We start from the raw sequence: 22,619 nt of genomic DNA on the forward strand, positions 1-22,619 counted from the left end.
CACAGGTTCAAGGTTCGCGTAAATTGACCAGGTCCAGTACTTCAGATGATCGACAGCTGCCAAATGCTGCTTTGCGATCGGGAGCAACTGGCCTACATCTCGCTTTCCTGAGTGACACTGTTCAGCTGCAGCGAATGGGCAGCGGCTGACGGCGAGAGCCCGCTGACGCTGTTGCGTTTCCATGTCCTAAACGGCGCGCACCCGATCGATCAATTGCTGAGCACATGATGAGGCGGGGTACACTTGTGGAAAGCTGCGCATCGACGCGATCGGGCGCAGAAATTCGTCAGGACGCCGGTCGATTTAAGCGGCCAGAATTGCTCGCGAATCGGTAACTTTCTCATGCAGAAGAAGCGCTTCGCGACGACACAATAGTTTGGCCAACCAAGAATGCCAAGCCAGCGAAGAGGCATCCATCGAACAGGGCCGAGGCGGCCCAACATTTTGCGACTAAACAAGGAGCCGGCCATGCGGCCCGTCAATTTTGACTATCTTGCCGACAAGCTGCGCAACTGGGGACGATGGGGCGAAGCCGATCAGCGCGGCACGCTTAACCACATCGGGCCAGAAACACTGAAGAACGCAGCCGCCGAGGTGCTCGTTGGCAAGCTCTTTAATCTCGGTTTGCGGTTCGACCGGAACGGGCCTCAGCTGGCACGCAAGCGGTTCAACCCGATGGTCTACGCGACCGACCTTTTCACCCCGATGAGTCCCGCCGCGCCGGACGTCTGCTACTCCGATGACGTCATCCACATGCCCTTGCAATGTTCAACGCAATGGGACGCGCTCGGCCATGTTCACTATGACGGCCATCTTTATAATGGCTGCAACGCGCGCGAATGCCTCACCGAAAACGGCGCGCTAAAGATGGGCATCAACCATCTGGCGGCCCCTGGCATTGTTTCGCGCGGGGTGCTCCTAGACATCGCACGGCTAAAGGGTGTCGAGCGGCTGCCGCTCGACTACGCGATCACGGTCGACGATCTGAACGCCGCCTGCCAGAAGGAGAGCGTGAGCGTCGGAGCCGGTGACATTCTTTTGGTGCGCACTGGCCATATGCTGTGGTTCACCGCAGACGGAGACCGCGACACCTTTATGGGAATGCAGCCAGGCTTAAGCTATACCTGCGCCGAGTGGGCTCACGACAAATCGCTGGCCGCCGTCGCCGCCGACAACATGGCTGTCGAGATCCTGGATCCAGAGGGGCTGGCATCGGAGATGCCCCTCGCCTTCCACATGCTGGCGCTGCGAGACATGGGCATGCCGCTGGGCGAGATGTTCAATCTAGAGGCGCTGGCCACCGACTGCGCCGCCGACGGACGGTACAGCTTCCTGCTTGCAGCTCCACCTCTGGAGGTTACCGGCGGCTTTGGCTCGCCCGTGAACCCGCACGCGCTGAAATAGGCTGCCCTTAAGAGTGATGGTTACGCGTCGGCTTTCGAAGATGCACCGCTTAGACATTCGCGTTCGAAACACGACTTTAATCGCACCTTTGTAGGCAGCACCTCATGGCTCGTCGTTTCGCGCGCGCCATGTTGCAAATTTTGCAGGACCGCAATGCAGAACAAAGAAGTAATCAAGTGAGATTCTACCGAAAAAAATAGCAGTGATTAGAAGGTAAGCATGGGCAATGGGCACCGGTACCGTGGAATGTAGCGTTGCCGATCTGCGGCAAGAAGACTTTCACCTGAATTTACGTTCAAGACGCCGAAGTTCGGCAAGCACGGACGATCAACACGAAATTTCGGCCGCGGAACTCGCATAAGCTGCGTTTCGATGGCTTGCTTTCCCTTTTGACAGACGTGGGACGCCGGCCGGACAAATACTTTCGCAACAAGCGGGGTTAGCAAGAACGCCACATGTCTGATAAGCCCAGGCTTTCGCGCCGCGCCTTCGCTATCATCTTCTGTCTTTCGATAACTACCGCGATTGGCAACACTGGCTTGCAGTCAGTGCTTCCGTCGATCGGCCGCTCGATTGGCATCGCGGACTGGATGGTGGCGGCCATTTTCTCGCTCTCCTCCCTATTGTGGGCTGTGACCTCACCGTTCTGGGCTCGTCAATCTGATCTGCGTGGTCGTAAGCCCCTCATGATCATCGGCCTTGCTGGATTTGCGGTTTCCATGGTGCTCTGCGGCCTGGTGGTAAGCGCCGGCCTGGCCCACTTGACAACTCCCACGATCGTCTTCGGATTTTTCCTCGTCTGTCGCGCGATCTATGGGCTCTTCGGCTCGGCCACCGGCCCAGCGAATCAAACCTATATCGCGGAGCGCACCTGCCCTGCCGACCGCACGCGTTGGATATCCAGCATCGCTGGGGCTTCTAGCCTTGGCACCGTGGTTGGCCCAGTGCTGGCGCCACTTTTCATCATCGAAAGCTTTGGATACGCAGGGCCGCTGTACGCGTTTGCCCTGATCGCCACGACAATGCTGATTATTGTCGCCCGCTATTTAGATGAGGCCCCGATCTTGGCGACGAAGCCACCGCTCCGGAGTGATAAGACGGCGCGTGGACCGCCGTGGCTCCGCTCCAACTTTGTCCCCTTCATCGCTTACGGCTTCCTGCTGTTCGTTTGCCAGAATGCGCTGGCACAGACGTTGGGTTTTCTTATCATCGACAAAACGAGCAAAGAGCGACCTGAGCTCCCATCCCCGGACTTGCTGCGCATGGCGCAAGGCCATATCGAGATTGCGATGGTCTGCGGGGCTCTCGCCAGTTTGCTTGCGCTCTGGGCCCTCATCCCCATTTTCCGCATGACACCGAAAACCCTGCTGCGGTGGGGTGCCGGACTGGCCTCTCTCGGCAGCGTCTCGGTCGCCCTCTCGCCAGATTATGCCATCGCCATCCTGGGCTATGCCTTGGCGAGCCTCGGCTTCTCCTTGGCCCGACCGGGCTTCATCGTCGGCGCGTCCCTTTCCGTTCCGATGAAAGAGCAGGCTCGTGTGGCCGGAGCTATTGGGGCGATCAGTGGTGTTAATGTGCTCTTCGCGCCGTTCGCGGTGAGCCTTTATGAGGTTTTCCCTCCCGGTCCGTTTCTCCTCGAATCCGTTGTGCTGGCCGGCCTGCTTGCCTATGCTTGTCTCAGTCCAGCGCTACGCAACGTGGGAAGCCGCGTCAGCGCCGAGTAGATCAACGACAAACCTGCGCTCTAGCACCGCGCCTTTTTGAGCTTTCACGACCCGGTAGGCGATGGCTGCAAGGGCGCCGCTGCAGTTCGTTCCTCTTCGCGTTCGGTGCCTCGGAAAGCTCGTTGTTTGCGCGCGAGCCATAGACGACCACAATCGGATACTGGCGATCGCTAGCACTTCGATTGAATAGCAAGGGCGAACTGCACCGGATCGGCGAGGATAAAAGCGAGCGGCTCGACTGGTGTTGGCGCAGTTCCGCGTTGTCGTCACTCGGCGTCCCAAATATGCCTGCCGAGCTTGTGAGGTCGTCATGCAGGCGGAGGCTCCGGCCGGCTGATCGAGGGCGGCCTGCCGACCGAAGCCGTCGCCCAGGTTCTGGTGTCGAAATATGCCGATCATCTGCCGCTGTACCGGCAGGCCCAGATCTATGCCCGCCAAGGCATCCATCTCGACCGGTCAACGCTCGCGGACTGGGTCGGGCACGAGGCCTTCAATCTGCGCCCGCTGCATGAGCGCCTTCTCGCGGCGCTTCGCGCAAGGTCCAAGCTGTTTGCTGACGAGACGACGGTGCCGGTGCTCGATCCCGGTCGAGGGCGCACCAAGACCGGCCAGCTCTGGGCCTATGCAGCCGATGACAGGCCCTGGGGCGGTCTCGATCCACCCGGAATCCCCTACGTCTACGTACCCGACCGCAAAGCCGAGCGGCTGTTTGTAAGCGCTTAGCCGGAACCCTTGCTTCGGGATCTGGAAGCTGTGCGAAGAAGCCTACGACTTGGACGGAGGTTTGAGATGGGATCGGACAGCAAAAAGGACGTCCATTTAGACGGCCCATCGGCGGGGTCGGTGAGCCGGTTGGAAGTTCTTGAAGGACGTCGGGGCGCCGTGTGCGTTCGGAAGCTGAGAGAGCTCGGATCGTCGAGAGTCTGTTGCCAGGTGCTCAGGTGGCCGAGGGGGCGCGCAAGCACGGAGCGACGCGCTGGCAGATCTACGATTGGCGACGGCGGTTTCGACAACGAGGCGTGTTGCCGCGGTGCGAGGCGGTTTCGCGCCGCTGGTCGTGGAAGGTGCGTTGGAGGAGCGTCACGTTCCGGCGATCAAGCTTGAGATCGCGATCGGTGATGTCCTACTGCGGACGGATACGGCCATAGATGGCGAGCAGCTGTCCGGGTAATCCGTGCGGTGCGAGCGTCACGATGATCGCGGCCGGTGCAGATCTGAAGATTTACGTTGCAACGCGGCCGATCGAATTCCGCTGTGGCCACGATGGGCTTGCGGCGAAGGTGCAGGAGATGCTTCGTCTCGATCCGTTCAGCGGGGCCGCCTTCGTGTTCCGATCGAAACGAGCGGCCCGGATCAAGATTTTGGTGTGGGACCGAACGGGTCTGGTGTTGGTTCACAAGCACCTCGAAGGTTGCAAGTTCGTTTGGCCAACGATCGCGGACGGCGTGGTGCGGATGTCGCCAGCGATGTTCGCGGCCTTGTTCGAGGGGCTGGATTGGAGGTTGGTCCGGCCGGAAGAAGCACGGCGCCCGCAGGTCGCTGGATAACTGCGGCAGAATGACTCGGCAGCTATTTTGAGCGTGGCACGCGCGGCGGCGATGTGCTCGAAATAGCACATGAGCATCGCGGCGCTGCGCGACGAAAACGAACCGCAAACGCAGGCGGCCTTGAGCGAGCATCAGGGGGCGCTGGCCGCGTCGGAGGAAGCGCGGCGTCGGCTGGAGATCATTCTTGGCGAATTGCGACGCGAGAAGTTCGGCGCGAAGTCCGAGAAGCTGCGGCCAGATCAGTATCACTTGCCCCCGGAAGACTTGGAGATCGCGCAAGGCATCCTGGACGCGGCGCAGGAAGCTCAATCATTGGCAGGGGCTGACCCGCTTCCTCGAAGACGGACGTCTTGAGCTCGACACCAACCCGGTCGAGAACTCCATCCGGCCAGTCTGCTTGACAAGGAAAAATGCTCTCTCCGCCGGTCATGAAATCGGGGCAGAAAACTGGGCCTTGCTGGCGTCGATCGTCGCTACCTGCAAGCTCAACGGCGTCAACCCGGCTGCCTACATCACTGAAACACTCGAGGCGATCATCGACGGCCATCCCCATAGCAGGATCGAAGACCTCATGCCGTGGCGATTCCGCAAAACGTCAAGCCAGCCTCAATAGGGCCCCGGCTGAGCGCGTACGGCTGTTTAGCCACCTAGCCGGCTTCAAGGGCGTCCTGCAGTGCCCCGCGAATGGTTCCATCGTCATCGACCAGAACTGCTGTCCCGGGTCCACGAGCTTCGACTCATTGAGTCCGACTAAATCGCCGCTCGCCTCTATCCTGTCCGCTAGGGGACAAAGATTACCAAGTTTCCGTTCGGCGGCTCACAAGATCAAATCAGTTTTCCGGCGGCGCGAAGTGCGCAATTCTTGTTCAAATTCCGACAACGGCACAAAGCCCGTCGGGCTCAAAACACTGGTCGCCGTGCCGGTGAGCTATTCATGCGCAATTTGGCACTTAGTGCACGCAGACGGTGCTGGCACGGACGTTGCTATTCGGGTCAGCAACTGAAAGTGCTGAGCGCACCAAACGCGAGACCAGCGATGCTCTCCTTCCTTGAACCGATGTGGCCCGCTTGTGAGAGGAAGAGCTTTTTGCTTGTGACTTTTGTGTCGTCGCCCTTAGCGCCGCGACACCGACATTCGCTGCGGATCTCGCTCCCGGCAGCGCGTCTACACCAAGGCAGCCCCACTCGCGGTCGCGATCAGAGATCAGCTAACGCGAAACGTCGCGCAGCCTCTGACGATAACTTTGGAGAGTAACATGGCGCTGGGCTTAGAGTCCCCTGCTCCTCCGATCACGGTGGAGAACTGGCTGCGTGGCGAGCCCCTCACGAGCTTCCAGCCGGGAAAAGTGTACATCGTCGAATTTTGGGCAACTTGGTGCAGACCCTGTGTCGCAGCCATGCCCCATCTGATGGAGCTGCAAGATAAATATAAAGACAGCGGAGTTGAGGTCGTCGGAGTCGCAGCTTGTGAACAAGCTCGAACGACGGACGAGGCCCGAACCAACTTGGACGCATGGTTGACCGAAAAGTTTCCGAACCTCAACTACCGGGTCGGATTCGACTACACAGGGAAAATGAACAAGCTTTGGATGGATCCCAGCCTTTCTGTCGGGATTCCCACCTCGTTCGTCGTCGACCGTGACGGCCACATCGCCTTTATCGGTTTTCCGACGCAACTCGATGGCGTTCTGCCGAAAATTCTTAACGGCGGCTGGCGCACCAGCGATGAAGCTAGAAACGCCGAAAAAGAGCGGATCGCCGAAGGCGAAAAAGAGGCGCGCAAGCGAGCGTTGACCGAGCCGATCTTCGCCAAACTTAAGCCAGCGATGAAGGCGCAGGACTGGGCGAAGGCGCTTTCGGCGCTCGAAGAGGCCGTCGCGGTGATGCCGGACGACGTCAACTTCCGCGTGCTCCGTGCGGATCTGTTGCTTCACAAAGTGCACGACTTGCAGACCGGCTTGCCGGTCATGAGCCAATTGGTTCGCGATGCAATAGACAAGAAATCCGAGCTGTGGATGGCCGGGGCGATGCGCCAGCTCTTCGATCCGGCGAATGACAACTCGCACTTCCCGCCTGCCGAGCGCTTTGCAATGGGTAAGGAGTTGTCCGAACACATCCTGGCACTGAATCCTCCGCAACGCGGCCAGGCCCCTAAGTTCCTGTCCTATCCGGCGGTCGCTCAGTACTATTACGAGAGCGGCAACAAGGATCGTGCGATCGAGTTGGTCGAGGTGGCGCTGAAGTCGCTGGACGGTCCTGAGCCTATCCCCAACGAACTGAAACAGCACGTTATGTCGCTGTTGGTCCAAGCGCTCGCCAACTACAAGGGTGAGAAGGCTTGCTACGGAGCTCTTTGTGCGACTCCGCAACCCGGAGTTCCGCAAACTACCAAAGTGCAAGCGCCGGAGGAGAAAAGATGAAAAAGAGAGTGACCCCGATCCCGCCCGGGCGAGGTGTGTGGGTTCCAGGATGACCGTCCCGTCAAAACAAAACACCCACATCCAAAAATGTGGGTACTCTCTCTCAGACTCTCCTCGGCCACCCTAATGTCCAGGCCCACGATGCGGCGAGATCAACAACAATGGTCGCTGCAAGGAAGTGTTTACCGCTGGCGAAGCTGAGTAGGGAGGAGAACGAACCCCGCAGTGAACACGCCGACGGCAAGATACGCCACTGCGTCCAATAAACCGAAAGTAACTATTAAGCGCAACGAGGATGGCATAAGCGGCAACTGCGAGAGCAAAATCAGGCATACCGCCAAATGTCGGCCTGGGGGCGAGGTGGCCAGCTTTGCTAGTCCAAAGGCGGCCACTGAAGTTAGCGGCGTGTGGTAGGGACAGTGCTTTCTGATGGGGCCTTCCAGCCCGTCGGATTTGGGCGATGTTGGGGCGATCTTGTTGAGCCGGCAGGATCGCTTTTTGAAACTCAGCCCTGCTGCGTGCACAAACGTTCCCACCGCCCGCAGATCTGTCTTGATCCCGCGCGTCACCAACTCCCGCGTCAGCTTTTGCAGGTTGATGGCCCCAAGCGAACACGCTGGCGCAGTCAGTTGGCATTGGCACCGGACAGAACCGCCTTCTTGGTGACCACCGATCTAGACGGACAGACCGCGTCTCGTCTCCCGCCTCAAATTCTTTCACTTCGTTACATAGGAGGGGCTGATCCGAAGCGCCTCTGCAATCGAACGAAGTGTCTCCCCTGCGTCAGTCAGTGTCTGAGCGCGTTCACGAGTGTCTTACGAATAGGGTCGCATCATCCATGATGGCCCTCATTCTCCAGAATGGAGTTCGAAGTGGAATCGGTGACATGCCCTAGCTTCCAAAGTGCCACAAATCATGCCAACACGCCCGTCTCACTCACCCGACGAAGGTGGTAATCAGCATCACCAAACGTGTGCTCGATCATGGTCAGCCTCTTAAAATAGTGGCCAATCTTAGCCGCCATAGTCATCCCGATCCCGCCATGAAGCTGGATCGACTGCTGACCGATGAATTTTCCGCTCCTGCCGATCTGCACTTTAGCCGCGGCGACGGCTTTTGCACGCTCGGCAGCATTATCGATATCCGCGGCCATGGTGGCGTACATCGACATGGAGCGCGCCTGTTCGAGCACCACAAACATGTCGGCGGCGCGGTGCTGCAGACTCTGGAACGAGCCGATTGGCACTCCAAACTGCTTTCGCGTCTTCATATAATCGACTGTCGCCTTCAGCGATTCGTCCATCAGGCCGACCGCTTCCGCGCAAAGCGCGGCGCGGGCATCGTCAGCCACCCGCTCGACCAGCGGCAACGCGTTCTCGGGATCGCCGATCGCAGCTGCTCTGGCCACCTCGACACTTGTGAAGCTCACGTCGGCGGCATGCAGCCCATCTTGGGTCAGGTAGCTCTTTTTGGAGATGCCTCGCGCGTCGGCAGGCACCAGAAGCACCGCGATACCGCTGCTATCGCGTTGAGCACCTTTGGTGCGCACGGTGACAATCAAGGTGTCGGCGTTCTCGCCATTGAGAACAACAAATTTTTCGCCGTCAATCACCCATCCATCGCCGCTCTTCTTCGCGAAGGTAGTCACGTCATTCAGATCATAGCGAGAGTTCTTTTCAAGTTGCGCGAATCCAAAGGTCTTGCTGCCGTCAATGATCCCAGGCAGGTGAGCTGCCTTCTGCACGTTCGAACCGCCATGGCGCAGGAAGCCGCCGCCGATCACAACGGTGGCGAGATAAGGCTCGACCACAAGCGCTCGGCCGAACGCTTCCATCAAGATCATAGTCTCCACGCCGCCGCCACCAAACCCGCCGTCGGCTTCGGCAAAAGGGAGTCCGAGCAGACCCTGCTGGGCAAAGCGGCTCCAGACCACTCTGCTCCAGCCGCCCTTTTCCTTCAAATATTTCTTGCGCTGGTCGAACGCGTAGACATCGGTCAAGAGCCCATCGACGCTTTCCTTGAGGAGCCGCTGCTCCTCAGACAAATTGAAGTCCATATTTTAAGCTTCTCCAGGCGACAGATGTGGACCTCCTGCTGGTCCCATTTGCTGGTGTAAAAGAAGGGTTAGAGCCCAAGCACCGCCTTGGCAATGATGTTGCGCTGGATTTCGTCGGAGCCGCCGTAGATTGAGACTTTGCGATTATTGAAGTAGCTCGGCGCCATCTGCACGATCCAGTCCATCGCTTCATCCGGCGAATCTGGATGTTCGTTATAGGGCGCAGCGAAGGGCCCGATCATCTCCATCAAGAGTTCAGTCGCGGTCTGCTGGCTTTGTGAGCCCTTAATCTTCAGCATGGAGGACGCAGGATTTGACTTGCCCTTACCGTACTTGCCTTCGTCGGCGACAATGCGCAGTTGCGTGAGCTCGAGTGCCTTCAGCTCGATCTCAGAGATGGCGAGCTTCTCCCGGAACATGGGATCCTCGATCATAGGCCGGCCGCCACTTTCGAAGGTTGCGGCCAGCTCCCTAATGCGCCGGATTCGCTCCTTGGAGACGCCAACCCGCGCAATGCCGGTGCGTTCGTTGCCTAGCAGAAACTTTGCGTAGTCCCAGCCTTTGTTCTCCTCGCCGATGAGGTTTTCGTAGGACACCTCGACGTCGTCGAAGAAGACCTCATTGACCTCATGTCCGCCATCGATGGTCTGAATCGGACGCACCGTCACGCCCTTGGAATCCAAGCAGAACACGATGAAGGAAATGCCCATCTGCTTCTTAGCGCTAGAATCTGTGCGGCAGAGGCAGAAGATCATGTCGGCATGCTGCGCGAGCGTCGTCCAGGTCTTCTGGCCGTTGATGATCCACTTGTCGCCCCTGCGTTCGGCCTTGGTCGTGAGCGAGGCGAGATCCGAGCCAGCGCCGGGTTCCGAAAAACCCTGGCACCACCAATCATCCACGTTTGCGATGCGCGGTAGGTAGTATTGCTTTTGCGCTTCATTACCGAAGGTATAGATGACAGGGCCGACCATGCCGACGCCAAAGGCGAGCGGCGTCGGCGCCGGATACATCTGCAGCTCCTCCCTGAAGATGTAATGCTGAACCGAACTCCAGCCTGTGCCTCCGTATTCCTTCGGCCAAGGACTAACGTTCCACCCCTTCTTGTTGAGGATGCGCCACCATGTCACCATTTCCTCCTTCGACACATGGCGGCCTTCGATCATCTTGCGCTGCACCTGCGGCGATACATTGTCGCGCAGAAACTGCCGCACTTGATGTCGGAATGCTTGTTCTTTCTCGGTGAATACAAGATCCATCGAATTCTCCTGCACCCGAATAAGCGGGGCCGTTAGGATGGCGACTTCTTCTCCATGCATGCCAATTGGAAGAGGCCTCGAGGAGACGTGGGGCTGAACGCGAAGTGTATCGAGAGGGCTGACGAGGGCACAGCATCCGCCTGTTATCAGCGCCCTTGCGTGGCGATACCAACGATTTCCCTTTTCTGGCTCCTGCGAACCCGTTAGACGATGGTGCCTCATGTCCGCGATTCGACTTCTCGTTTTTCAGTTTGTCGCAAAGTGTGACGACTAGAGGCGTCTTGCTTCCCATCAAGCGAGCGTGAAACATTGCTTAGCTATTTCCGCATTCTATCTCCGCCAGGAATAGGCATCCTCAATTTCGGGAGCGAGAACATCGCCAATCCTGCACTCCTAAATGCATTCAGCCGCCCCTTCAAAGGGGGGCCGCCGCTCTGCACCAACGTCCATAGCAACGGTCGTGCCAGTTGAAGACAATCTGTAATTCGCGAACAATCACCGGCGTTATAAACCGAACAGACATCGTACGCTGTGCGAGATCGGACAAGCATTAGGCGACCGTCGTTTCCATAGCCGCGCGACCGGCTGGTCCAAATTTGCTAGCGTTCATTATCTCTCAGCTCGATGCGAATAGATGTGGGCTAACGTCCGCCTGCCGTCCGAGTGCTGTGGGCCTGCGGACGGTCGAATGCAGAAGGCTCGGGGTTGCGCTAGCAAGACGCGCAGCTGAGGCGTTTTCGAAACGACGGCTCACGAGCGAGGAGGTCCCAATACGGCTTCCAACACTCGCGCAGTCCTTGATGCTGCCATCGTCGACTTGCCAGTTCGTTCGACGAGCAGCGTACCGCAATAACCGGTCCTAAGCAGACCACCGGCGTCATGATCTAGCTCGACGGTTCTTCGATCAGCCTTCGCTTGAACAATGCTGATTCGAGACCTGGGATCATCGTGAACGTAAACGTGAGCGAAGATGGTCGCCGTCTGCCCGGATCATCAGATGCGTGGCAGGGGTCGCGAGAGTTGAGTGACTAGCGCAATGCCAATCAGCAATGCTGCGAACGCGCGCTGCGGCTGATCACCGCCTAGCAAATCGGGCCAGCGCCTTGCGATCGATCTCGATGCCCAATCCCGACCCGTTAGGCACGGGGACGATACCGCGAGTGTGCTCGATGGGCTCCCTGACAATCGCCTGCCGGAGCGGGTTTTCGGTTCGGTCGAGCTCCAGCAAGGGCGCCACTGATATCGGCGAGGATCGCGTGTGCGGCGGCAGAACGGCGAGCAGATGCAGCGACGCGGCAATTGCAATCCCGGTGCCCCAAACATGCGGAGTATAACGGACGCCGAACACCTCTGCCATATCGGCGATCTTCTTGCATTCGGAGAATCCGCCGGCCGCGCAAATGTCGGGCTGCGCGATATCAAGCGCGCCCGAGACGAACAGGTTGCGGAACCCGAAGCGGGTGAACTCACATTCTCCGCCTGCGATCGGGATCGAGATTGCCGCCTTTACCGCGCAATAGCCGGCAAGATCCTCTGGCGGCACCGGCTCCTCAAACCAGCTGACATCGTATTTCTCGATCATGCGGCCCAAGCGGATCGCGGCGACGCTGTCAAAGGCGTGGTTCGCATCCACCATCAGCGACACAGTGGGCCCGATCGCCTCTCGCACGACGCGTGTCGCGACCACATCCTCCTCCACACCGAAGCCGACCTTGAGCTTCACCGCCGAGAATCCCTCCGCGACGTAGCGCGCTGCCTCCTCGGCCAGATACCGGACCGGATCTTCAGCTTGGCGTCGCTGGAGGCCAGTCGCGTAGGCGACGATGTGAGTCCGCAGCGCGCCGCCGAGCAGCTGATGCACCGGAACGCCAAAATGCTTGCCCTTGATGTCCCAGAGCGCGATATCGATACCGCTCAAGCCCTCTATCACGACACCCTTCTGGCCATGATCGCGCAGGCGCGCATAGATCATTTGCCAGAGATACTCTGTGCGCAGCGGATCCCCGCCAATTAGCCATGGCGCGACGCTCTCGACCACGGCGGCCGTTATCCCCGCCGGTCCATAGCATTCGCCCCACCCGACAACACCCTGGTCGGTCTCGATTTCGACCAGCATCGCTGTACGCGTATCGTACCAGCCACGCGCGGAGGCGAGAGGCTCCGATAGCGTGGCTTGAAGGACATGAGTGCGAACGTTCGTGATCTTCATCGGCTTTGTCTTGTTACAGTGCTGCTACGTTCCTCACTCGGGGTAGTCGCTTCGAAATAGGTAACGGCGCGAGGCGGCGTCTAAACGCATTAAGCGTCTGCTTAGGGAATATTCGCAGATAGGAAACGATAATCGATGCATTGAAGATCATTTTAGAGCTGTCAGAAACGGGTCGAAGGCGTGCACGAAGAGCGCCAGTAGTCACCATGGTGGGGCAATGGTTGTCGCCCAGGCAGCGCCATGGGAGCCGCGCAGCACGGCCTCTCGCTGTGCATCCCCGGACAGCACAACTCCTGGTCGCCAGGCCGACGGCGAGTCGGTGAAGGGCGTCCCCCACCCGGGATCGGATTTTTGTTTATCGTCCATTCTTTTTCGCAGCTAAGCCCCCCAACTTCTATCGTACCTGGGTTAGTTGACATTGATTTAGCCAAAATGAGGAAGCCATTTAAACTCCTGCCGCGCCTACCGTGTCCACCATCTTCCAACGATGCTTAACCTTTCCCAGCAATGACCATGCCACCAGACGCCTATACTTGAAGAGATACGAAATCGATGTCCTCATCCCACACCGGAAACAAAGTTGCGCTTGCTGTCAGACTGTCAACATAGACTTCAACCTGACACAGCCGAGCACCACAATGCACCTGGAAGAGGTTTACCCCCTCCTGCCAGAGGATCGACGGCACAGGATATTCGAAAACTTGCATCGCGTTTATACGCACATGCCAGAAGGCTCAGCGTCCCTCGCGCACCGAACCTTCCTGGACGACAGACGCGACCAGCGTGCCGTCTGGCTTGAAGATTAAGCCGCGCACGAGACCGCGTCCGCCTTGCGCGCTCGGAGACTCTTTGGCGTAAAGTAGCCACTCGTCGGCCCGAAAGGGGCGGTGGAACCACATTGCGTGGTCGAGACTTGCAATCATGATCCGCCTGTCGAACAATGGACGCTCATAGCGCGCCGTCACCGCATCGAGCAGCGAGTAATCGGAGGCATAGGCCAGCGCGCACATATGAAGCGCTGGATCGTCGCGCAACCTCCCTGCGGCCTTGATCCAGATATGAACGCGACCGTCATCAATTTTCTGCCCCACATAACGACCGATCTCGACCGGGCGCAACTCTATCGCGTAATAGCGCCGGATGAATTCCGTCGTTTCACAATACAGCGGCTGCTTAGGCAATTCCTCCTCTACGAGCTTTTCCGGCAGCGGCACGCGAGGCATCTTGTTCTGGTGATCAAAGACGCACTCCTCGCCGGCATGGAACGACACTGTGATGGAGAAGATTGCATTGCCGCGCTGGATTGCCGTGACGCGGCGCGTCGAATAGCTCTTGCCCTCACGCACCCGTTCGACCTGGTAAATGATCGGCACCTGGGGGTCACCGGGCCGGATGAAATGGCCGTGCAGCGAGTTCGGTAGCCGACCTTCGACCGTACGGCATGCCCCGACCATCGCTTGCCCGATTACCTGGCCGCCAAACACCCGTTGAGCGTTGGTGTTCGGACTCTTGCCACGAAATAGGTTCGTTTCGATCTGTTCCACGTCGACGATAGCGAGCAGGTCGATCAGGCTTTGGGACATTGACTTGGTTTCTGTTTCTTCGGCGTCATTTCCGGGCATGGCACAGGCACGAACCTAAAACTTTCGAGATTTCGTGGCGTTTCTTCGAATCGCTTTCTGCAACCGCAAATGTGCGGAACGGCACGCGACAGTGCTGCTGTCTATGGGAGCGATTTGAGGAAATCGAGCCCTTCGCATGAACTCCTGGACGTTGGCATTTCGCAACAATGCTCTATGGTCGCTGCAGCAATCGGTGTGCCAAAAGACGCTGTGAATGCTGGGGAGATGCAATTCATCTACTCGTGTCGCGCCGACGAAATATTTTGCCCTGGCGGCGCGTTCCAAACACAGAGGGTTGAAACCGGACACGGCAGAGCCCGACTACGACGCGCGAAGGAAAACCGCCGCCTCTGGTGCCCAACGTTTGGCGATGACGCTCGTCCGCGCTGTCATAGGCAGAAATAGGCCGACAGCGCCCACTAATTTCGTAAGCGCCTGCTACCCCTGCGTCTCCGAGGCATGCCGGGGGCAGCTTTGAGCTCGATCGTTGCAACGGATCGCCTCCCGTGCGGCTCCTCCGCTGGACGAGCTGCGGCCCGCGCGCTCCCCAGACACAGACGGAAGCAAAAGTCGGAACCACCTTTAGCGGCTTGGGTGTTGCAAATACCTCTTGACAAACTGCAGCTCCTTCTCGTTAAGAGCATCGCAGTCCATGCCGATGCCTAGCGCACAAAGCATCACCTCGCGATCACGCCACGAATAGGGAACGGCTTCGGTCTTGAGACCGAGAATGGCGGAGTAGTCGATCAGCATCGGGCCGCTCCTTTGTTGTCGTTACCCTTGGCCTCAGGCCACCTTATAGCGGCAGTGGAGGTCCACGTTCGATCAAATTTTGTGGACATGCGGTGAGCGCTGGCCGTTGACGGCCATGCCCAAAGTTGGCGCGAGGTTTCGATGACGCAACGTCAGCAAGAAGCGACCGCTTAGCAACGGCAATGCCAGCGCGGTGAACGCACGCTAAACGTCTGATGGCGCTCTAAACCTCAACAAAGACTCCGGTATTCTGAACCTGACGGGGGATTGGGACTGTCAGAAATTGGACACGAACCTCGCGCTTGGTCCGTCCCAGCTTAAGGCTTAGCGAAGGGACTTACGCCTTCTATATCCTGCCGTTCTCACAGGGCACTTTTCCAATCATCCTAGCCAGATTGAGCTTAGCTGCCGAGATGCCAAAGCTCGCCATTTGGCCTTGATGCAGCTATATGTACTAAATTTCCTATCTGGCAGCAGCAAGCTGGCGACCGCTCGAATCGCATCGTCCGCGGATCGCACCCATACTCCTAAAGCTATGAAGGCATTCTTCCATGTGCCGCAAAACTTGGAGTGATGCTCCCTCACGCTGTTAGCATGCGCACGTTGATGGATGCTGATTGACAATCGGACAACCTGATCGCGGCCGGAATGTTGTTACTCGGCTTTGAGGAAACCCGAACGTATCGTAGGCGCGGCAAACGGACGCGAATGAGCAACGCGGATAGTCGCAGATACAGCCCAGGGAAGTTGCATCACTCTGCTCAGATCACCTAAGCGGACAAACATGTTCGACTTCCGAATAAAGCACATGAATGAGACGGAGGCACGGAACGGGATGATGCTCAACATTGCTATTGGACCAAATCTCAGCTCTCATACGTCCTTATGATGTCGAGCCGGATCAGGTGGTGCCAACTCGATCAGCGATTTGGTGAAATAGGCTCGCCGAACCGGTCCCGCCGATCAGAGTTCGGATGGCAATGGCCTGCAGCTTCCGCACGGCCGCGTGATAGGCGAGCCACCGATGGCATCGAGGCCGACAAGTCGATGCTGTCGCGCTTCTTTTCCGCTGGTGAATCAGCGTCTAGAAAATGCCAGGTGCGCCAGCGAATAGGATTGCCGCCGAAGTTTCTGAGCGCGCTGGGAATCGTGTTCTTGCCGCAGAAGAGGCTCGGCGGCGCGCTGATTTTCCTCGACACACCTGGCCGGCGACGGCAATGAGCTGCTGATCGGCCTGGAAGTTCGTGCACACGCTTTCGTGCGATGCGCCAAACGGCTTGGAAGGCCGATGTTTCTTGCGCGCCTGACCCGCGAGGAATCGAATGCCCTTTGCGCGCGACGGGCTGATGCCAACTATTTCTTCCGATGCCGAGCACATTCTCGTTCCCATGCTGCGCAATGGTAATCCTCGACAGTTGTCAACCATAGGAACGACGAGGAGGCGCGCCTCATCGCCGCCAACGCGCGCCTCCTGTTCTTGCCGCTATAGGCCAATCCCAATCCACCAAAATGGCCTTCGTGAAACTCAAGGAACACTGCGACAGGCCCTAGACGCTAACGCCCTTTGCGATTTCAAGGCCGCTTCACTTCCGACGAATGCGCCAACTAGCCCCGCCGATATAGTCCATGTCTGATCGCAACGTGCTTTAGAGCTTGCGTGGAAGCAGGAACGTCCCTCGGAACGACCATCTGGATAGCGCCACTCCAAAGATGATCGTGCTCGAGTTGACACACCATGCAGCCGTCACCTGAAGGCCTCCGATGGTCGGATTTCGATGCACCGCTTAGGTCCGGAATTGACTGGCTAACTCCTCGCCGAGGCCCTACCGGTGGCCTGCCGTTCAAACAGCCGTCGATAGATGCCGCCGGCCCGAGCCAGGGAGTCGTGGGTGCCCTGCTCGACGAGCTCACCGCGATCGAACACCAAAATGCGATCGAGGTTGCGTACCGCCGAGAGCCGGTGCGCGATCACGATCGAAGTGCGCCCCCTCATTAATCGCTCCATCGCCTGCTGAATTAGCGCCTCCGATTCCGAATCGAGGCTCGAGGTCGCCTCGTCCAGAACCAATACCGGCGCGTCAGCGAGGAACGCCCGCGCCAGCGCGACCCGCTGCCGCTCCCCCCCCGACAGCTTTACACCGCGCTCGCCGACCAGCGTACCATAACCCTTCGGCAGCCGCAGGATGAAGTCGTGCGCATTGGCGAGCCGCGCTGCCTGCTCGATCGCCGTCACGTTGGCTCCAGGCCGGCCGTAGGCGATATTCTCCGCCAGCGAGCGGTGGAACAGGATCGGCTCCTGCTGCACGATCGCGATCTGACTGCGCAGCGATTGCTGTGTCGCTTTGGCAATATCTTGGCCGTCAATCAGGATCCTCCCGCCCGAGGGATCATAGAGCCGCTGCACCAACTTGACAAACGTGGTCTTGCCCGAGCCAGATCGGCCGACCAGCCCAACGCGTTCGCCGGCGCGGATGTCGATCGACAAGCCGTCGTAAAGCGGCGCGCGGTGCCCCCCGTAGTGAAAGGTCACATCCTCGAATGTTATCCTTCCGCCCTGGATATCGATCGGCTTGGCCCCCGGACTATCGATGATGTCGATCGGCTCACCGCTAATCGTAACAAGCTCCACCATGTCGTTCACCGAACGCTGCAGATTGTTGATGTGCATGCCGACCTCACGCAAATAGGCGTGAATGAGGTAATAGCTCGTCAACACATAGGTAACGTCGCCCGGGGAAGCGCGCCCCGCTATCCACAGCAAGATAGCGCCGCCGATTACCGAACCGCGCAAGCACAAGATCATCAAATATTGCAACAAACCGCTTGCGTTGCTACGCAGCCAGGTGCGCGATACCCGTGCCTGCCACCGGTTGATGACAATGTCGAGCCGCGCGTCCTCGCGTGCCTCCGCGCCGAATGATTTCACCACGGCATTGCAGGTGAGCGCATCCGCCAGCGTGGCGCCGATCTTGGTATCCCAAGCATTGGATATTCGTGCACTTGGCGCGATATAGCTACTCGTCATCGCTATCGCGATCGCCACATAGATTACCGCGCCGACCGCGATCACGCCGCCGAACGCGGGCCAGTGCAGGCCAAGCAGGATCATCGCCCCCACAAGCACGGCGAGCGAAGGCGACAATGCCATTAGAACGGTATTATTGAGCAGCTCGAGCGCCCACATGCCACGCGTGATCTTGCGCACGGTCGAGCCGGCGAACGAATTGGCGTGCCAATCGGTCGAGGAGCGCTGCACCCGCATGAAGGCTTCGCGCACCACATCGGACATCGTCTTGAGCGTGAATGGTACAATGGCCTGCAGGCCAATAACCCGCAGGATGAGCGAGACGAGCCCCAGCGCGACGATGCCGCCGAACGCAACAAGCGCCGCATGCCGTGCGGCCAGATCGTGCGTACCCGCCGTTAATGCATCGACCAGATGGCCCGAATAGATTGGCATGAACAGGTCGGCGACGGATGCACCTAAAAAGCCGACGAACACGATCGTGAGGCGGACAGGCTGCTTCAGCCAGTGCTGGAACACGAACGGGATCACCTCGCGGAAAGCGGCGGGTCGTTTGCCGTCCGAAACAATCATGGCGCAATCCCGCCGCACTCACAGCGCGGGCCGTCTCCGTCTAAATTGACGCATGGCAGCACAAGGCACGACAGGAGTGTCATTGGAAAACGGTGCGTTGTTCGCTGCTTCGGGAGAGCGGGACGTCGGCCCCGATCAACGTAGGCGGTCAACGGCCCGACCGAAAATCCTGCAAGAACAGCTGAACTAAGCGCGCGATCGTTGAATAAGACCTGATCACGGAAATCCTCGCCGGCTCGAGTACCGCCGCCGCGGCGGTGGGATCGTTTGTAGCCGATCTGGTCATCTTGCAAGAACACAGGGGTATCGATAATGCTGCGGTAGATTGATTGACCGTGGTCACTGAAGGATTTTCGGTCATCGTCGCTGCCGAATAGCACGCCAATAGATTCTCCGGTCCAGCTCCACAGTCCCTGCAGGATCTTCACTGCTTGCCCGAGATCCGCTGAATTGGCAGTACTGCTTGCAACGACCGTAACCGTCGTGGAACGCCAAAGAGGAGCTTCAGATCGCATCATAAACTTTCATAACGCGTATTCCCGATTGCACACGCGTCCTTCGATGAGCAAGTGCGACGTCCCTGCTCCAGGCTTGTCGCGTCAGCGCACGCATACGACGCTCCGTCTTGCGGCCGCAGGATTTGGGAGCCCGAAAGCGATCCGCATTGCCTCTGTTCTTTCCTCAACGACGGGGAGTTCGAGAACTGTTTGGGGACGTCGAGATAAGTCGCGAGTTTCCTTTCAAGTAGAAGGTCGTTGTGCATGCGCGGGTTGATTCTGCCGGCAACCAACAGATTTGCTCGGTCTGGCCGTTGCACCGTCTCTTGCTCCAGCATCTATGCAACAGTGCGGCCGAACTGGCATTGTCGGTATGCCGGCGGCAGCGAGCGACACTTGCCTCCAATAGCGAATATCCATTAGTCGAACACCGCCTAGAAAGAGCACCGCTCGTCCTGCGCCGCTATCGCGGCCTTGAGTAGCAACAACCGTGCCGACACCTTGCAAACGTGTGAAGCTGTTGTTTGGGATTAGAAAAGCCATAGGTCGGCAGGTGACGCTTGGTTGTTTAACGCCACGGCCGTCGTACGGTCGTCAGAAACCGAACAGGAGCAGCGGTCGTTTGCGCCGGGAAGAACGCCTTGCGGCGAGCGTCGTGCACGGCTGAGCTGACCCTAGCGGCAGACCCAATTGAAGCTAGGCGCGCATCAAATTGCACGAGTGGCACGCCGATTGCTAGTTGGGAAGACAGCGCAGCCCGAGAGCAGTGGGTTCTTCCGGGGGTGTCGATGAAGATTGCTAGATCGGCACAAATGCGCGGAGAAGATTGATGGTTCCCGACGAACATCAAGAACGGTTGCTGAGAACCTAGCCCGGCAAGGCAACGAGAACGCTGCAGCGTTCTAACAAGGGGCCATGCCATCATGATTAGATCGAGTGAGGGGAGATGACCGACAACTTCATCGACCGACTATGCGAGGCGGTCCGCAAGGGTTCGGTGCTGACTGGCAAGGACATTGACTCTCGCTATTACCATGATTTGGCCGGTAGACCGGTCGCGCAGCCGCGAGCGGTCGTCCGTCCTAGGACGACGGAAGATGTCTCGGCGTTGCTTCGGTGCTGTCACCGCGAAAAAGTGCCAGTGACGACGCAGGGCGGCATGACCGGGTTGGTGCGCGGCGCCCTGCCCAATCCGGATGAAATCGTGCTATCGATGGAACTTATGAATGCGGTCGAGGAGGTGGACACCTCCTCAGGCGCAGCCGTGGCGCAGGCCGGCACGCCTCTGCAAAAGATACAGGAACGGGTCGAGCAGGAAGGTTACATGTTCCCGCTCGATCTCGGCGCGCGCGGTAGCTGTACTATCGGCGGCAACATCTCGACAAATGCCGGCGGCAATCGCGTGGTTCGGTACGGCATGACGCGTGACTTGATCCTTGGCCTCGAAGTCGTTACCGCCGATGGCATGGTGCTGCAGGGCTTGCGCAAATACATCAAGAACAACACTGGCATCGACCTGAAGCAGCTTTTCATCGGCAGCGAGGGGATTCTCGGCGTGGTGACGCGAGCAGCCTTGCGCATCCTTCCTGCGCCTAAGGAGCGGCAAGTGGCGCTTTGCGCCCTGCCCTCCTTTGCACTGGTCATCTCGATCTTGGGGATGGCGCGAAAACTTCTGGGTGCAGAACTGACGGCATTTGAGGTGATGTGGAACGAGTACTACCGCCTCGTGCTCGAGCGTGTGAACGGTGTGGTTCGGCCGCTGTCGGTCGACTATCCCTTCTATGTCTTGATCGAGGCCTCTGGTGACGATGCCGATCGTATCCATGCCGATCTCGACAAGCTGCTCGACACCGCAATGCGCGCGAACATGATCCTTGACGCGACGCTATCGACGTCGAATGCTTCTGCAGAAGCGATATGGCGTATCCGCGATTGCAGCTTAGAACTTGCCCGGACGTTTCCTTATGCCGCACGTATCGCTCTCGACGTCAGCATTGCCATCGACCGGATGGATCAGTATGTGAAGACGATTGTCGCGCGTACTAAGGAGATCGACCCCGGCGCTTTCACAATCGTCTTCGGTCACGCCGGCGATGGTAACCTGCATATCGAGCTACATCACGAGCACACGCCCGACAGAAGGCACGAATTAGAGAGGCTTGCTTATCAGATCACCGGTGAATTCGGCGGATCGATCTCAGCGGAACACGGCATCGGCATAGTTAAGCGACCGTATCTGAAGATAAGTAGGACATCCGAGGAAATCGAAGCGATGCGTACGCTCAAGCGAGCGCTCGATCCGAACAACATCTTGAACCCGGGACGAATTTTCACGATGTGAGAGGATGCGAGGACGGCGCAGGCCATCTCGGTCGTAACGGTCGAACGCGCGTGAGCCTTTCGGCAAGTGGAGGCCTAATCCGTCATTGCCCAGCCGTCGCGGTTTACAGGTTACACCGGCCCCATGAGATCGCCGAGATGCAAGCCCTCGAACTGGTCGCGCTACCAATGCGGTACGAAGCCCCTCTCACCATTTGGCGCGAAAAAGAGTTAGCCCCGATCGAAGGAGGTAACGCGCAAACAATTCAGGATTTTGAAACTGCTAACCTTGCCTTTCGCCCCCCTTTGCAGCCTTGCGCGATGTCGCGGCTGCTCGCCACGGCCACAGCAAATTTCCAGTTGCTGTTCAAGATGGCGTGGAGCTGCGGCTCGCGAGCACGGCCCATTCAAGATCATCGACTGATCCTGCAAGCACTGCGATCGCGCGACGCCGATCAGGCTTGTAACCCTCGCGCGCCACATTCAACCGATCGGGCGGCCAACCTCCCGACGGGAATTTGGTGATTTCCCTTGCATGCCTTGAGGCCATCTAGGCGTCGAGCAACCTCTTGCGACGCAAGGCGCAAGGCGCAGGCACCAACCACGACCATAGGCAGAGGCCGTTTAAATAGAGCTTCGATCCAGCCGCCTCCGACTCGGGAGCGCACGTTTGTTTAACAGACGACGTTACGCCGCTTCGATGACAAGGGGCGCCCGATAGGATGCGCAGGGTTTCGTTATGTGACCGAACCGATCCTCCCCGGCGGTAGACTTCTGCTTAGCCGTCGGGCCATGCCAGGGCCCACCCGGCACTAAACTTGGTCGGATCTGCCACGTCGCAGCGAGAGCCGGAGCCGCTATGGACCCCAATGCCGGGAATGGAGCAAAGAAACTCGCCATCGGATTTATCCTGAGAGCCTGACCGAAAAAGGGTGAGCGGTTTTGGCGGGCTTGTGATTCCTTCGGATTTGCAAAGATTCGAGGGAGGACACCATGCCGTGGACCAAAGCCGCTCGTCTCCAGTATCAGCGCGTTGGACTGCGTTACGCAAGCGATCTGACCGATGCCGAGTGGGCGCTGATCGCTCGGAAGATGCCGCCGCGACACCGATTGGGTCGGCCGCGGGAGGTCGATCTGCGCGAGATCGTCGAGGCGATCTTCTATGTCCTGTGGAGTGGCTGCCAATGGCGAGCCTTGCCGACGGATTTTCCCCC

The 22,619-nt window shown here is 58.6% G+C and carries 16 protein-coding genes and 2 pseudogenes; 11 read left to right on the top strand and 7 right to left on the bottom strand.

All coding sequences use genetic code 11. The features are described 5' to 3' along the window. The first annotated feature begins 468 nt into the window (after nucleotides 1–468). The 8 genes and pseudogenes from GA0061098_RS39600 to GA0061098_RS39635 all read left to right on the top strand — a co-directional run bounded on the left by GA0061098_RS39600 (nucleotide 469) and on the right by GA0061098_RS39635 (nucleotide 7,095). Entirely contained in the window at nucleotides 469–1,404 is a 936-nt protein-coding gene (locus GA0061098_RS39600) for a cyclase family protein (RefSeq protein WP_091966974.1), read from the top strand. A gap of 455 nt (nucleotides 1,405–1,859) precedes the next feature. Continuing rightward, nucleotides 1,860–3,128, top strand: coding sequence for an MFS transporter (locus tag GA0061098_RS39605; protein ID WP_091966976.1), 1,269 nt, complete (start codon nucleotides 1,860–1,862; stop codon nucleotides 3,126–3,128). Between the two features lie 194 nt (nucleotides 3,129–3,322). After that, nucleotides 3,323–3,833, top strand: a pseudogene (locus GA0061098_RS39610) (IS66 family transposase); the annotation flags it as partial. Between the two features lie 236 nt (nucleotides 3,834–4,069). Then, the gene (locus GA0061098_RS46615; RefSeq protein WP_245323912.1) at nucleotides 4,070–4,276 is read left to right on the top strand and encodes a hypothetical protein; all 207 of its coding nucleotides are present in this window, start codon (nucleotides 4,070–4,072) and stop codon (nucleotides 4,274–4,276) included. 45 nt (nucleotides 4,277–4,321) lie between these two features. Continuing rightward, nucleotides 4,322–4,675, top strand: coding sequence for an IS66 family insertion sequence element accessory protein TnpB (tnpB, locus tag GA0061098_RS39620; protein WP_091966978.1), 354 nt, complete (start codon nucleotides 4,322–4,324; stop codon nucleotides 4,673–4,675). Nucleotides 4,676–4,744: 69 nt separating this feature from the next. After that, nucleotides 4,745–5,029 (top strand): IS66 family transposase, encoded by a 285-nt coding sequence (locus GA0061098_RS39625; protein ID WP_245323911.1) that lies wholly within the window; start codon nucleotides 4,745–4,747, stop codon nucleotides 5,027–5,029. After that, nucleotides 4,986–5,288: pseudogene (locus GA0061098_RS39630) on the top strand (transposase domain-containing protein); the annotation flags it as partial. The gene GA0061098_RS39625 and the pseudogene GA0061098_RS39630, both read left to right, overlap by 44 nt. 643 nt (nucleotides 5,289–5,931) lie before the next feature. Next, nucleotides 5,932–7,095: a TlpA disulfide reductase family protein gene (locus GA0061098_RS39635; protein WP_091966980.1), complete on the top strand. Its 1,164-nt coding sequence runs from the start codon at nucleotides 5,932–5,934 to the stop codon at nucleotides 7,093–7,095. Between the two features lie 913 nt (nucleotides 7,096–8,008). Here GA0061098_RS39635 and pimD read toward each other — a convergent pair. The 7 genes from pimD to GA0061098_RS44410 all read right to left on the bottom strand — a co-directional run bounded on the left by pimD (nucleotide 8,009) and on the right by GA0061098_RS44410 (nucleotide 19,017). Next, on the bottom strand, nucleotides 8,009–9,151 hold the full coding sequence (gene pimD, locus GA0061098_RS39640; RefSeq protein WP_091966982.1) for a pimeloyl-CoA dehydrogenase small subunit: 1,143 nt from the start codon (nucleotides 9,149–9,151) through the stop codon (nucleotides 8,009–8,011). Nucleotides 9,152–9,219: 68 nt separating this feature from the next. Continuing rightward, nucleotides 9,220–10,407, bottom strand: coding sequence for a pimeloyl-CoA dehydrogenase large subunit (pimC, locus tag GA0061098_RS39645; RefSeq protein ID WP_091966984.1), 1,188 nt, complete (start codon nucleotides 10,405–10,407; stop codon nucleotides 9,220–9,222). Nucleotides 10,408–11,482: 1,075 nt separating this feature from the next. After that, nucleotides 11,483–12,616 carry a mandelate racemase/muconate lactonizing enzyme family protein gene (locus GA0061098_RS39650; RefSeq protein ID WP_091966986.1) on the bottom strand — a complete coding sequence of 378 codons (1,134 nt, stop codon included), beginning with the start codon at nucleotides 12,614–12,616 and terminating at the stop codon, nucleotides 11,483–11,485. A 734-nt stretch (nucleotides 12,617–13,350) separates the two neighbouring features. Further along, the gene (locus tag GA0061098_RS39655; protein ID WP_165637911.1) at nucleotides 13,351–14,199 is read right to left on the bottom strand and encodes an acyl-CoA thioesterase; all 849 of its coding nucleotides are present in this window, start codon (nucleotides 14,197–14,199) and stop codon (nucleotides 13,351–13,353) included. Nucleotides 14,200–14,820: 621 nt separating this feature from the next. Further along, nucleotides 14,821–14,991, bottom strand: coding sequence for a hypothetical protein (locus GA0061098_RS45465; RefSeq protein ID WP_165637910.1), 171 nt, complete (start codon nucleotides 14,989–14,991; stop codon nucleotides 14,821–14,823). A gap of 1,804 nt (nucleotides 14,992–16,795) precedes the next feature. Further along, on the bottom strand, nucleotides 16,796–18,589 hold the full coding sequence (locus tag GA0061098_RS39660) for an ABC transporter ATP-binding protein (protein WP_091966990.1): 1,794 nt from the start codon (nucleotides 18,587–18,589) through the stop codon (nucleotides 16,796–16,798). Then, nucleotides 18,586–19,017 carry a hypothetical protein gene (locus GA0061098_RS44410; protein ID WP_129591067.1) on the bottom strand — a complete coding sequence of 144 codons (432 nt, stop codon included), beginning with the start codon at nucleotides 19,015–19,017 and terminating at the stop codon, nucleotides 18,586–18,588. The genes GA0061098_RS39660 and GA0061098_RS44410 overlap by 4 nt, the downstream gene beginning before the upstream one ends. 1,015 nt (nucleotides 19,018–20,032) lie before the next feature. On the opposite strand from GA0061098_RS44410, the gene GA0061098_RS39665 reads away from it, so the two are divergent. From GA0061098_RS39665 to GA0061098_RS39670, 3 genes are all read left to right on the top strand, one after another. Then, nucleotides 20,033–21,427 carry an FAD-binding oxidoreductase gene (locus tag GA0061098_RS39665; protein ID WP_091966992.1) on the top strand — a complete coding sequence of 465 codons (1,395 nt, stop codon included), beginning with the start codon at nucleotides 20,033–20,035 and terminating at the stop codon, nucleotides 21,425–21,427. A 137-nt stretch (nucleotides 21,428–21,564) separates the two neighbouring features. Further along, nucleotides 21,565–21,930, top strand: a complete 366-nt coding sequence (locus tag GA0061098_RS44415) for a hypothetical protein (protein ID WP_129591068.1) — start codon at nucleotides 21,565–21,567, stop codon at nucleotides 21,928–21,930. Between the two features lie 468 nt (nucleotides 21,931–22,398). Further along, nucleotides 22,399–22,619: transposase (locus GA0061098_RS39670; protein ID WP_129591069.1), on the top strand; the 221-nt coding region annotated here is incomplete at its 3' end.

Origin of the sequence: Bradyrhizobium shewense (assembly GCF_900094605.1) — a bacterium.
GTDB classification, from domain to species: domain Bacteria; phylum Pseudomonadota; class Alphaproteobacteria; order Rhizobiales; family Xanthobacteraceae; genus Bradyrhizobium; species Bradyrhizobium shewense.

Bases quoted from the DNA above. Each gene is read 5' to 3' on its own strand.
- GA0061098_RS39600 (WP_091966974.1), top strand. From the start codon at position 469: ATGCGGCCCGTCAATTTTGACTATCTTGCCGACAAGCTGCGCAACTGG.
- GA0061098_RS39605 (WP_091966976.1), top strand. From the start codon at position 1,860: ATGTCTGATAAGCCCAGGCTTTCGCGCCGCGCCTTCGCTATCATCTTC.
- tnpB (WP_091966978.1), top strand. From the start codon at position 4,322: ATGATCGCGGCCGGTGCAGATCTGAAGATTTACGTTGCAACGCGGCCG.
- GA0061098_RS39625 (WP_245323911.1), top strand. From the start codon at position 4,745: ATGAGCATCGCGGCGCTGCGCGACGAAAACGAACCGCAAACGCAGGCG.
- GA0061098_RS39635 (WP_091966980.1), top strand. From the start codon at position 5,932: ATGGCGCTGGGCTTAGAGTCCCCTGCTCCTCCGATCACGGTGGAGAAC.
- pimD (WP_091966982.1), bottom strand. From the start codon at position 9,151: ATGGACTTCAATTTGTCTGAGGAGCAGCGGCTCCTCAAGGAAAGCGTC.
- pimC (WP_091966984.1), bottom strand. From the start codon at position 10,407: ATGGATCTTGTATTCACCGAGAAAGAACAAGCATTCCGACATCAAGTG.
- GA0061098_RS39650 (WP_091966986.1), bottom strand. From the start codon at position 12,616: ATGAAGATCACGAACGTTCGCACTCATGTCCTTCAAGCCACGCTATCG.
- GA0061098_RS39655 (WP_165637911.1), bottom strand. From the start codon at position 14,199: ATGTCCCAAAGCCTGATCGACCTGCTCGCTATCGTCGACGTGGAACAG.
- GA0061098_RS45465 (WP_165637910.1), bottom strand. From the start codon at position 14,991: ATGCTGATCGACTACTCCGCCATTCTCGGTCTCAAGACCGAAGCCGTT.
- GA0061098_RS39660 (WP_091966990.1), bottom strand. From the start codon at position 18,589: ATGATTGTTTCGGACGGCAAACGACCCGCCGCTTTCCGCGAGGTGATC.
- GA0061098_RS39665 (WP_091966992.1), top strand. From the start codon at position 20,033: ATGACCGACAACTTCATCGACCGACTATGCGAGGCGGTCCGCAAGGGT.
- GA0061098_RS44415 (WP_129591068.1), top strand. From the start codon at position 21,565: ATGCAAGCCCTCGAACTGGTCGCGCTACCAATGCGGTACGAAGCCCCT.